Raw genomic sequence first — 12583 nt, 5'->3', positions numbered from 1 at the left:
TGCAAATCTGTGCTTCTTTATTTTTTTCTTTTAAACTTTACAACATGGGGGCAATGCTTTTTCCATTTTAGCCATACGCCCTATAATCTTTGCTTAATTCCATATTATCCAAATCAATGTCATATACTGCAGTCTTACCATCGCCCATATCAAAACGAGCAATAACAGATATTTCATCATTAAATATGAAATCAAATCTGTTGGCGTCTAATTGCGCTCCGTAGCCTCCATCACATTCTTTAAATGTAAATCCGGTTTGGTTTTCTGTGTCTTTAATTAATTTTTTGAATGATTCATTCATAAGCAATTTATCATGGTTGTGTGTTATTCCAAAATCTTCAAAGATTCTTGCAGAACCCAGAACATACTCACAGATATATCTTGTTTTAAAGTATTTGTGTTCTTTTTCAAATATGAAATCAATACCGTAAGTGCTTTCATTAATTTCAACTAATCTGCAATCGTTTGATTCCATTAATAATATTGATCTATAAACTAATTTATCTATTTCAGATTCATCGTAAATTTTATTGCTTAAAAAATTGGAGAGTTCTTCTGCGAGTTCATCTGCTGATTTGCGGGCAGGTTCCGTTAATGGATTTCCACATTTGATGCAGCAATTATAATCAGTAGGATATACGCAATCGCAATCCTCGCATATTTTTACTGAATAGCTGTTGTTTATGATAAATTGAGTGGCTTCCTGATAATATTTGCCATGGTTGTTTATTAGCTTACAGCATAGCTCAGTAATCCAGTTCTGATTAAATGGATTGTTCCTTACTTGTGATTTTTCAAAATTATTCATCTTTCCATAAATCCTGAAAGAGGAATCAAGAAAAGGGAATGCAGTTTCATAGTTGTTCATATTATAAAAGTCCCGTGCATTGTTTATGTTGTATTTGAAATCATCAACAATATCTTCTTGGGATGATTCGTCATCATCTTTTAAATAATCCATATAGGGGATATCCGGAACACCAATATCATTTCCGTCCCCAACCGGGTCGCCTACTTGCCATTCCCTCATGTCATTTGCCTTCTTTTACATCTGATTTTTTTTTGATTAAATGTTTGTAGTAACAGGTTTATCTAATTAATGCAGAAATGCCCGGAATTCAACTAGTCAGGTTGAATTGCACAAAAATGTGAATTCCAAAAAATTAATTAAGTATTCAAAATATATTAACATTATAGAAAAAGTTGAGGGTATATCGATAAGAATATTATCTTTTCGGTAGGATAAAATGATTCTTAAGGTAAAAAATATTTCAGACATAGGCGGTGAGGTAAAAGCACCTCCTTCTAAAAGCTATTCGCACAGAGCCATTATTTTAGCCAGTTTAGCTAGGGGAACTTCCAAATTATATGACATGCTGTATTCAGAGGATACCTTGGCATCAATAAGGGTTTGTGAATCTTTAGGTGCTCAAATCAATAGGGATGATGATTATCTGGAGGTTATTGGAACTGGTGGAAAGCTCCATAATTCATGTGAAAATCCGATTGATTTGGCTAATTCCGGAACTACCTTGAGACTGATGACATCAGTTTCTGCTTTAAGCGATAATGAGGTTATTTTAACCGGTGATGAATCATTGCAGACCAGGCCTATGGGCTTATTGATGGATGCCTTAAAGCCTTTGGGCATTGAAACGGAATCATTAAATGACAATGAAAAGGCACCGATATTAATCCGGCCGGGTTATGTTGGTGGCGAAACCAATATCTACGGCAATGTCAGTTCACAATTCATTTCATCAATTGTGTTGTCTTCACCTCTATCCGAAAGGGGCGTTACATTGTATGTATTGCCGGAATTCAAGTCAAAACCTTATGTTAACATGACCTTGGACATTATGAGGAAATTCGGAGTCAAGGTTTTAAAAGGATATTATTTGAAGCATGAAACCTGCAATCAGGAACATCAAAGTTGCAGAATTGATGAGTTTAAAGTGAAAAAACAGGATTATATTGCTTGTGATTATACTGTTGAAGGGGATTATTCATCAGCATCTTATCTGCTGGCACTGATAGCCATTAATGGCGGTAAAGCCAAAATTAAAAATTTATTCAGAGATTCAAAGCAGGGTGACAAATTTATTCTGGATATACTCCAGAAAATGGGAGCGACTATTGTCAGGGGTGAAGATTATGTTGAGATTGCTTCGGAAGGTAAACTTACAGCTATTGATGTTGATTTATCCAACGCTCCTGATTTACTGATTACTGTTGCGGTTTTGGCCGCAATGGCTGAAGGAACAACAAATATTTCAGGAGTCGCCCATGCAAGGGTAAAGGAAACTGACAGGATTGATACAACCTGTCGTGAACTTGAAAAATTAGGATGCAAGCTGACTGAAAGGGAAGACGGAATGAGCATAACTGGTGGTGTCACATCAGGCGTTGTTGATTCTCATGGAGACCACAGACTTGCAATGGCATTTTCACTGATTGGCCTAAAACATGATATTGAAATAACAAATGGGGAGGTCTTTGACGTATCGTTCCCGAATTTCATTGAAGCTATGGCAGAACTTGGATTTGAATTGGAGTTGGTATGATGGATAAGGAAGAAAGAGTCATTGAATTGATAAATCAGCTGGAAAACACTTTTGAGATAAGGACATTTCTCGACCATGATCCATACAAGGTACTGGTTAGAACAATTTTATCTCAAAGGACTCGTGATGAAAATACTGACCAGGCCACTGATAATCTATTTGCCAAATATAAGGACATATATGAAGTTGTTGATGCTCCGATTGATGATGTAAAGGAACTGATTAAGCCTGCAGGCTTTTATAATGTCAAGGCGGCCAGGATTCAGGAAGTTTCACAGATTTTAATAGACCAATATGGTGGTGAAGTTCCGGATACTGTTGAAGAGCTTGTCAAGCTTCCGGGTGTTGGTCGTAAGACTGCCAATTGCGTAATGGTTTTTGCTTTTGAGCTTCCGGCAATTCCGGTTGATACTCATGTGCACAGGATTTCAAATAGGTTGGGTTTGGTTGATACCAAAGACCCTGAAGATACTGAGGTTGAATTGTGCAAAATCGCTCCAGAGGAGTTATGGATTAAATTAAATGATTTGATGGTTCAATTCGGTCAGAATATCTGCAAACCGATTTCTCCTCAATGTGAAATTTGTCCATGCACTGAGATTTGCGACTATTTTAGGGGTAATGTTTAATTTTTAGTTATACCAAAACATTTATAAGCTAAAACATTGTTATATAACAATAGTTATAATAACACATGTTATAACTTTAAAAATAATTTTTAATATCAAAATAGAAATATAATTTAGGAGATAAAAATATGGCAAATATACCAGAATTAAAAAGAGGGGTATTGGACAGCATTACAGATGCTATAGGAAATACTCCGATTGTAAGATTAAATAATTTAACAGAAGGACTAGAAGCTGAAGTTGATGTAAAAATAGAATCATTCAATCCTACTGGCAGTGTAAAAGACCGTGTTGCAGTAGCAATGATTGAAGATGCGGAAGAAAAGGGTTTGTTAAAGCCGGGCGCAACCATCATTGAACCAACAAGTGGAAACACAGGAATCGGTCTTGCATTTGCGGCTGCCGCTAAAGGTTATAAATTAATTTTAACCATGCCTGACACCATGTCTATTGAAAGAAGAAAGTTCTTAAGTGTTCTTGGTGCGGAATTGGTATTGACTCCGGGAGCTAACGGAATGGGCGGAGCTATTGCAAAAGCCAAAGAGCTTAATGAAGAAACTCCAGGATCCATTATTTTAGGTCAGTTTGATAACCCTGCCAATGTGGAGATTCATGCCAAAACCACTGCTCAGGAAATTTTAAGAGACACTGAAGGCAATGTTGACATTGTTATTGCAGGTGTCGGAACAGGGGGAACTATTACCGGAATAGGTAAAGTCCTAAAAGAGGAAGTTCCAGGTGTTAAAATTGTGGCGGTAGAGCCAAAAGACTCCCAGACTTTAGGTAAAGGTGAAAAAGGACCTCATAAAATCCAAGGTATTGGTGCAGGTTTTGTTCCGTCAATATATGATGATAGTGTAATCGATGAAATTGTTCCGGTAGAAAATGAGGATGCTGGAAAGACTTTAATCGCACTTGCTAAAAAAGAAGGTATCTTTTCAGGCATTTCATCAGGAGCAGCAACTTGGGCAGCATTAGAATTTGCTAAAAAAGAAGAAAACAAAGGTAAAAGAATAATTGCTATCTTACCTGATAATGGTGAAAGATATCTCTCCGTAGAATGGTTATTTGATTAAGATAAACTATTTATACTATATGTTATATTATATTAATGTATAGTAACCTTGGAGATTTTAAATGTTTGATAGTTTGAAAAGTGAGATTAACACTTTTAAAGAAAAAGACCCTGCGATGCGTTCATCTATTGAGATATTCCTTTGCTATCCGGGGTTTTATGCATTGGTTTTCCATAGAATCAGTCACTGGTTTTGGAATCATTCTTTAAAATTGTTAGCTCGTATTTTATCAACTATCTCTCGTTTTCTCACAGGTATTGAAATCCACCCTGGTGCACAGTTTGGTAAGAGAGTTTTTATAGATCACGGAATGGGAATTGTTGTTGGTGAAACAACTATTGTCGGGGATGATGTATTGATTTATCAGGGTGTTGTGCTTGGTGGTACTACAACCAGTAAGGGTAAAAGGCACCCAACTATTGAAAATGGTGTTATCATTGGTGCTGGTGCAAAAGTGATGGGTAACATTACTATCGGGGAATACGCCAAAATTGGTACAGGTGCTGTAGTTCTTAAAGATGTTCCTCCGGAATCAACCTGTGTCGGTGTTCCTGGCAGAATAGTCAAATGTAGAAACACTAGTCATGTTGTTGATTTGGAACATAATAAATTGCCGGACCCTGTTGCAGCAGCAATAAGATCATTAGAAAAGCAAATTGAAGAAAATGAGAAGCTTATTCAAATTTTACTGGATAAGAATGGAATTTGCTTGACAGATGAAAAATCCAATGATAAAATCGAATTTGGAGACTTATTTAAAGAGAATAGTGATTAAAATGAAACCCCCTTGTGAAATCGTTGTATGGTATGTAATACCAGCTATTAGGTCTGAATTGGCTAAAGAACTTTTAAATCTAGGTATGAAGCAGAAAGATGTTTCTGAACTTATGGATATCACTCAACCAGCCGTATCCCAGTACATTACCGATAAACGTGGTAGCGGCATTAAGCTTGACGATGATGTTCGAGAAGGAATTAAAGAATTTGCCCGTGAGTTGTCCGATGGTAAAGCAACCAAGGCGGATTTAATTTCAAGAACATGCAAGATTTGCCATAATGTGGAGATATCTGATGTGCTGGAACAACTCAACATTGATAAGTCTGAACTTGGTGATGATTGTCAATCTTGTTTAGGTTCTGAAGCAAATTAATGAAATATTGGAAATAATAGTAAAGTATTTAAACTATCAATAACCAATATTTTATTATACTTTAATATTAAGTGGCAAGTTTACCGAGTGGCTTAGGTGTGTGGCTGCAGACCATAATACGGGGGTTCAAATCCCTCACTTGCCTTTTAAATTACTATTTTTCTGAGGTTATTTTTATGGACGTCTATTCAACTTTAACTCGCAGTAAAGAGAATTTTGTGACTATTAATAAAAATAGAGTTAACTTATTTGTTTGCGGTCCAACTGTTTATGATGATGCTCATATTGGACATGGAAGGACTTACATCTCTTTTGATACAATAAAAAGATATTTGGAATTCAAGGGATATGCTGTATTTTATATCCAAAATATCACTGACATTGATGACAAGATTATTAACCGATCAAAAGAGAGTGGAATTCCTGCAGGAGAGTTAGCTCGCAAGTTTGAGAAAAGATATATTGAAGACATGAATAAATTAAATGTTAATGGAGTTAACTTATTTGCAAGAGCAACTGATCATGTTGATGAAATTTTAGACCAGATTCAAAGATTGATTGATAAGGGTTTTGCTTATGAAACCGAGGATGGGGTTTACTTTGAAATAGATAAATTCCCTGAATTCGGTAAATTGTCCAACAGAAATGTTGAAGAACTGGAATCTCATAGGGATTTGGCTGATACAACCAAGAAAAATCCGCAGGACTTTGCCTTATGGAAAAAACGTGAAGGCGTTGATGAACCAACATGGCCATCCCCATGGGGAGACGGAAGACCTGGCTGGCACATTGAGGATACTGCAATTACAGAATACTACTTCGGCCCGCAATATGACGCTCACGGAGGAGGTCTTGATTTGATTTTCCCACACCACGAAGCGGAAATCACTCAAATGGAAGCTGTAAGTGGAAAGGCTCCAATGGTAAAATTCTGGTTGCACACTGGATTTTTAAACGTTAATGGAGAGAAAATGTCAAAATCCTTAAATAACTTTATCACAATCCGTGATTTGCTTAAGGATTATGAGGCAGAAACTTTCAGGTTCTTTGTTTTGTCAACCCACTACAGAAGTCCGATTGACTTTTCCAAGGATTCACTTCACCAGTCCGCTAAAAGTTTAGACAGAATCAGAAAGTACTATGAACTTTTAGATGTTGAAGTTACAGAAGAATTTGAATCTGACTATGAAGTGTTGGATAAATGGAAGAAGGAATTCTTTGACAGTATGGATGATGACTTCAACACTCCAAAGGCTATTGCAGCTATTTTTGGATTAATTAATGATTCCAAAAATGAATTGGATAATTTAAGTGCTGAAGATAAGATAGCTATTAAAGCATTCCTTGATGATGCTGCTCATATATTCGGCGTTAGCTTTGAAGTTGAAGAGGTCAATGCAGGTTCTGATGATTTACTTGACTTGATTTCTGAAGTAAGATCTGAACTTAGAGCTAACAAACAGTATGATTTGTCAGATAAGATTCGAGATAACCTGCAAGCTTTAGGTTACGAAATTAATGATTAGGGAGATTTCCCTCTTTTCTTTTTTTTTTACTTTCTTTTTAATTTTTGAATTTTAAATTTTGCTTTGTGTTTTTGATATTTGTGTGTTTTTCAATAGAGGATAGTTTAATACTTTGGCATATTATTAATTAGATGATTATTTATACTAAATAAATTTGATTAAGATTTCGAGTAATAAGGTTGGATAAGTTTAGTAAGAAAAGAAAGAACCTCTATTTTATAAAATAGAAAGTTATTTAAATATTAGTTTAGATATTGTTAAATAAATTTTACTTTGTATTGCTGGAGGTTTTTTTTTCAATGGATGCATATAAGTTTTCTGTTCTTGTAGCGTTTTTATTTTTTTTAGTTTTAGGTTCTGTTTCTGCAGCTGATGATAACTCTAGTTTTGAACCTTTAAATGATAGTTTTCTCAATAATGAGTTTGAAGTTATAGATGAATATTCATCTAATTTTAATAATATTTCAGACGATGACTTTAATTATTCTGCAGAAGATTTAAAAAATGATAGTGAGTATTTGAATTCATCATTGGATGACAGGGGAGGGGGTGATTCTCCATTATCCCTTATCCAAACTACTATTACTGCTTTTGATTTGGAAATGTATTATCGTGATGGTTCTGTTGTATATGCTACTTTAAAAGATAGCAACGATAATCCCTTAGTTAATAAGACTGTGATTTATATTTTTGCTGGTCAAAATTATATTCGCATTACGAATGGTATTGGTCGTGTTGCAATGGGAATTTATGCAAGACCAGGCAATTATACAGTTAACATCACATTCCAGGAAACAGGATATGCTTCTTCAAGTAAAACGGTGTATGTAACGGTTAATGAGATGCCTACTGGTTTGTTTGCTAGTGATTTGGTTATGTTTTATCGTGATGGTTCTGCTTTGGCGGTTGATTTGAGGGATGTGTATAATAGTCCTTTGGTTAATAAGACTATTGTTTTTAATTTGGTTGGGCATGATTATACTCGTGTTTCTAATAGTAATGGTCGTGTGGGTTTTGGTATTTTTGCAAGGCCTGGTAATTATACGATTTATATTACATTTGAGGGTATTGGTTATGTTTCTTCAAGTAAAACGGTGTATGTAACGGTTAATGAGATGCCTACTGGTTTGTTTGCTAGTGATTTGGTTATGTTTTATCGTGATGGTTCTGCTTTGGCGGTTGATTTGAGGGATGTGTATAATAGTCCTTTGGTTAATAAGACTATTGTTTTTAATTTGGTTGGGCATGATTATACTCGTGTTTCTAATAGTAATGGTCGTGTGGGTTTTGGTATTTTTGCAAGGCCTGGTAATTATACGATTTATATTACATTTGAGGGTATTGGTTATGTTTCTTCAAGTAAAACGGTTTTTGTTGTGGTTAATGAGATGCCTACTACCATTGTTGCAAGCAACCTTATTATGGAATATGGAGATAACTTTGGGTTATATGCTTACTTAAAAGACATAAACGATAATCCTTTAGTTAATAAAACCATGGATTTCAACATTAACGGACAAAATTGTTCTCGAATTAGTAATGGTGATGGTAGTGCAAATGTTGAAATCAACCTTTGGCCGGGTTTATATAATGCAACAATATCATTCACACAAATAGGATACATTCCATCAGTTGAAACGGTACAAATAACTGTAACTATAAATGGAATTTTACCGCCTACTATTAATCTTTTTAGTGGTTTTTATGATAGTGATTATTTATTAGTTAATTTTAGTGGGTATGCACAGGATTATATTATTTATTATAGTTTTGATGGGGGTATTCATTGGGCTTATGATAATAATTATGTTTGCTTTAACTTAACAAGTGGAAATTGGTCTATCAAATATTTTTCTTCTTATCAAAATCAAAATAGTAGTATATTAACTGTTAACTATTTAATTGATGGGTCTGCTCCGATATGTTGGGCGAGTCATGGATCAGGAATATACTCAGAAGATATAACTGTGAATTTAACAAGTGTTGATTTTTTCGATGAAAATCCTATGATATATTACACAACTGATGGGGAGAATCCTACATTAAATAGTGAAATTTATCAAAATCCAATTTTCATTCAGGATAACACTAATCTGCGTTTTTTTGCTAGAGATTCTTTTAATCATATTAGTGAAGTAATTAGCATTTATTATTTCATTGGTGAAAATGTTTGTAATTTAAATAATGGTAAAACATATTCTAGGATATCTGATGCAATTAGTGATCCTTTAACGATACAGGATGATGTAATTGAAGTTTCAGATGGGGTTTTTGAGGAAAATTTGACAATAAACAAGACTATCACATTGATTGGAAACAATAACTCACAGATTAAAGGTAATATATTTGTTTTAGAAAATAATGTTTCTATTTATAGCTGTAATCTAAATTCCATATTAGTGATTGTTGGGGATAATTTCAATTTGATTAATTCAAATTTAACTGCATTAAATGGTTCAATCTTGAATATTGCTGGAAGTAACTCTGTAATAACATGGTGCAATTTAAGAAATACTGGGGGTTCTGTATTTCATATAACCAATACAGCAGGTATTCTTTTTTCAGATTGTATGATTAATTCAACATCAGGTAATTATTTGTTTAATTCTACTAATTGTGTATTTTTGAATAATAGTTTTTTAAAGAATAATTATACTATCAGAGGTGAAAATAAGTTTTATCTCATTGATAGTTTTAATAATACTTTTTATGGAAATAATATTAGTTGCGGTTTGGTTTTAAATAATTCTGGTGATAATCTATTTTATAGTAATTGGATTAGTGATAATCTAAATTTTTATTTAGTTTATATTGATTCTCCTTACTTATCTAATACTTTTTATTTGAATTATATTTATAATGGTGTTTGGAAGAATAATAAACTTCAAGGTGTTTTTGTATCTAGATATAGTCATGTTGATTTATCTAATAATTGGTGGGGTTCTAGAGTTCCTAGGATTAACATTATGTATACGAGACAGTTGGATATTGTTTTAGAAGGTTTCATCACTATTAACACTTATATTGGTTCTTATCATGTGGAAAACGGTATTATCTATTCAGTTGAAGTTATTGCTGATTTGACATGTAATATACGTGGTGAAGATTTGTCTAATATTGGTTTTGTGCCTGATGGGATTTCAGTGAATTTTTACAGTGATTTTGAAAGTTTTAATTCAACAATTGTTAATGGTAAATCAAAATACATGATGAGTGTGAATTTGGATGAGAATTGCACAACCTTTTTCACCCGTTTTGCTTTGGACAGCAATAGTGTACGTGTGAATAAGATTGCTGAGGTTAATTTGCATGTTGTGAGCACTGCTTTGTGTAATGGCAGTGGTTTAGACTTTAGTTATAATTTTCCTTTAAATGGGTCTGTTAGTTGGTTTAGTTTAATTTATCGGTCATTAGATAATTTCACTTCACAAATAAACTTAGTTGTTGATGGGGAGATTGTGAAGCGGTTTGAAGTTATGAGTTCATATTATGTTTATTGTAAAAAAAGTGGTGTTTGTGATAATGTTTTAAATGCGGTTCATATGTATAATGATTGTTTGTATAATGAGTATTCTAAGATTCGTTCTGATATTGATGTGTGTAATGCGTTGGATTTTGATATTTTTGATTTGGATCAGCTTCATAGTCAGTTTAGTGAGGGTATTTATGTTCCTATGGTTTTTAGTCATGTTTTGGATTATTTTAATGTTAGTAAAGAGGATGTTTTGCTTGAGTTAATTGGTAATTATTTTAATTTGTCTATGGGTGAGTTGAATTTTGTTAGAGATTGTCATGATTTGTTTCAAGATATGTTGATGCTTAATTTTGATTATCCTGGTGATGTTGCCAAACGTTATAATGTTGATGATTTTGAACTGGAATTCATGGGAAATAACATTTATGCTTATACAGATATAACTTATATCAATGGAGCTTATACTCATTTAGATGAAACTGTTTCAAACTATAATGTTACTTGTTTCCAATATGCTCAGAATAATATCACTTATGCTGATGGATTTAATAGGGGACATCTTGTTAATTCCGATTATGACGGTTTTTTAACATTCACTTTCGTTTGTGATAAATTAAGTGATGAAGATTTAGTTTATTGGTTAAATGAAAAAAATAAAACATATACTAATGGAAGTTTGGTTTATGATGGTTTTATGAAGGCTTGTTATGGTAGTTTTTTAAATGGTTTTTTAACTTATTATTGTATTGATAAAGTTGCGGATATTTCTGCTGATAAGTTTAATGTTAGCTGGGATAGGTCAAGCCCTATTTGTGTTAGTGTTTATGATAATTGTAATGTTACTGTTTTAAGTGGTAGGTCTGATTTTCGTTTTGGTATGGATGTTTATGGTGATGATGTGGATGTTCGTGCTTTTAGGTTTGTTGTGACTTCAATGTTTTCTCAAATTGAATATTGGGTGATGAAATCTTTATTCCCAGATAATAGTCCTTATGGTTCTGTTACTATGGGTTTGGCTAATCTTTTGTTAGATGGTCCTGGGTTAGAGTTCTTTTTAGAGGATAATTTGTTGGTTATTCGGGAAAATGGTACTAATAGAAGAGTGTTAGTGTTTGAGTTGGATACTGGTATTTTTAGTGATCTTATGTTTAATGTGGGGCAAGGTTCTTATTGTTATTATGATCAGCAAACAGAATGGGCTTATTCATTAGGCTTATTTTTAGGGGTTTTTGATGATTGTTTTAATATGTTTTTTGAGGAATTTATGGAAAGTTTTGTTGATTTTTTAAATGGTAGTTCAAATTTTATTGATAGTATTGAGGATGGTATTAATAGAGGTCTTAATGATACTTTTGGTTTTTTAGATGGTGTTGATGATTTTAGTTTAGGTTTGATTGGTAGTACTGCTGTTACTGTTGGTGTGGGTTTGTTATTAGTTTCTAATCCTATAGGGTGGGGGATAGGAATTGGTGCTGGATTGTTAATAGGTGCTGGAATTGTTACTACTTATTTTGCTGATGATTTAAACAGAGGTTGGAACTATAACCGAGCGGCTCATTTTACATTTGATGTAGTGACTTCTATGATTCCTGCTGCAGGCCCTGCATCTTTCTTGGATAAAACTGCTGGAAGATTGGGTAAAATTATGTTGTATGATGGGAGTACAACATTTATTACTAAAAAATCTGTGAATGAAGGTTTTGGTAAATTTTTATTAGATTATGCAGAATATCAAGGTGGTGTTGTCCGTCAGGGTTCAAAGGCCATAGTAAAATTCGGAACCATTGAATCTATAATAAATACTATGTATTATGGAACTGGAAGCGAATCTGTATGGTTTCTTTTGAGTTTTTTTGAGGACATATACTTTGATATTATTATTAATCATATTTTTCCAAACTAATTTTTAGGGTAATGATATAATGACTTTTAAAGATAAGAGAAATAATTTAATGAAAAAGGCATTTATTGGATATTTTTTAATTTTTGCTATAATTTTTTGCATATCTTTAGTTTTAAGACAATTTGGACTTTTAATTTGCATTCTTTTAGGTTTTTATTTCTATACGGACTTCCTTATAAGTGTATATAGGAAATATTGTGATGAATATCATAAAGAATGGGTATGGTATGGATCTGTGAGTATTAAATTTATTGTACTC

General features: G+C 33.3%; 8 protein-coding genes and 1 tRNA gene. 8 read left to right on the top strand and 1 reads right to left on the bottom strand.

What is annotated here, in order from left to right; translation table 11 throughout:
• Nucleotides 1-67: 67 nt before the first annotated feature.
• Nucleotides 68-1030, bottom strand: coding sequence for a hypothetical protein (locus tag E7Z77_RS01185; RefSeq protein WP_292749281.1), 963 nt, complete (start codon nt 1028-1030; stop codon nt 68-70).
• A gap of 217 nt (nt 1031-1247) precedes the next feature.
• Here E7Z77_RS01185 and aroA point away from each other — a divergent pair, with 217 nt between their 5' ends.
• From aroA to E7Z77_RS01145, 8 genes are all read left to right on the top strand, one after another.
• Nucleotides 1248-2564 carry a 3-phosphoshikimate 1-carboxyvinyltransferase gene (gene aroA, locus E7Z77_RS01180; RefSeq protein ID WP_292749279.1) on the top strand — a complete coding sequence of 439 codons (1317 nt, stop codon included), beginning with the start codon at nt 1248-1250 and terminating at the stop codon, nt 2562-2564.
• The gene (gene nth / locus E7Z77_RS01175) at nt 2561-3193 is read left to right on the top strand and encodes an endonuclease III (protein ID WP_292749277.1); all 633 of its coding nucleotides are present in this window, start codon (nt 2561-2563) and stop codon (nt 3191-3193) included. The genes aroA and nth overlap by 4 nt, the downstream gene beginning before the upstream one ends.
• Before the next feature lie 128 nt (nt 3194-3321).
• Complete coding sequence (gene cysK / locus E7Z77_RS01170; protein WP_292749276.1) at nt 3322-4269, top strand: cysteine synthase A; 948 nt, start codon at nt 3322-3324, stop codon at nt 4267-4269.
• Nucleotides 4270-4330: 61 nt separating this feature from the next.
• On the top strand, nt 4331-5044 hold the full coding sequence (gene cysE / locus E7Z77_RS01165) for a serine O-acetyltransferase (protein WP_292749273.1): 714 nt from the start codon (nt 4331-4333) through the stop codon (nt 5042-5044).
• A 1-nt stretch (nt 5045) separates the two neighbouring features.
• Entirely contained in the window at nt 5046-5420 is a 375-nt protein-coding gene (locus E7Z77_RS01160; protein ID WP_292749271.1) for a transcriptional regulator, read from the top strand.
• 73 nt (nt 5421-5493) lie between these two features.
• Nucleotides 5494-5565, top strand: a tRNA-Cys gene (locus E7Z77_RS01155).
• Between the two features lie 31 nt (nt 5566-5596).
• Nucleotides 5597-6946, top strand: a complete 1350-nt coding sequence (gene cysS / locus E7Z77_RS01150) for a cysteine--tRNA ligase (protein ID WP_292749268.1) — start codon at nt 5597-5599, stop codon at nt 6944-6946.
• Between the two features lie 299 nt (nt 6947-7245).
• Complete coding sequence (locus tag E7Z77_RS01145) at nt 7246-12324, top strand: chitobiase/beta-hexosaminidase C-terminal domain-containing protein (RefSeq protein ID WP_292749266.1); 5079 nt, start codon at nt 7246-7248, stop codon at nt 12322-12324.
• Nucleotides 12325-12583 lie beyond the last annotated feature (259 nt).

This window comes from Methanobrevibacter sp., assembly GCF_015062985.1.
Taxonomy (GTDB): Archaea; Methanobacteriota; Methanobacteria; order Methanobacteriales; family Methanobacteriaceae; genus Methanocatella.
Note: the sequence above shows the minus strand (reverse complement) of the source record. Positions and strands in the feature narration are given on the sequence as shown.

Coding starts and splice junctions, on each gene's coding strand:
- E7Z77_RS01185 (WP_292749281.1), bottom strand. CDS start 1,030: ATGAGGGAATGGCAAGTAGGCGACCCGGTTGGGGACGGAAATGATATT.
- aroA (WP_292749279.1), top strand. CDS start 1,248: ATGATTCTTAAGGTAAAAAATATTTCAGACATAGGCGGTGAGGTAAAA.
- nth (WP_292749277.1), top strand. CDS start 2,561: ATGATGGATAAGGAAGAAAGAGTCATTGAATTGATAAATCAGCTGGAA.
- cysK (WP_292749276.1), top strand. CDS start 3,322: ATGGCAAATATACCAGAATTAAAAAGAGGGGTATTGGACAGCATTACA.
- cysE (WP_292749273.1), top strand. CDS start 4,331: ATGTTTGATAGTTTGAAAAGTGAGATTAACACTTTTAAAGAAAAAGAC.
- E7Z77_RS01160 (WP_292749271.1), top strand. CDS start 5,046: ATGAAACCCCCTTGTGAAATCGTTGTATGGTATGTAATACCAGCTATT.
- cysS (WP_292749268.1), top strand. CDS start 5,597: ATGGACGTCTATTCAACTTTAACTCGCAGTAAAGAGAATTTTGTGACT.
- E7Z77_RS01145 (WP_292749266.1), top strand. CDS start 7,246: ATGGATGCATATAAGTTTTCTGTTCTTGTAGCGTTTTTATTTTTTTTA.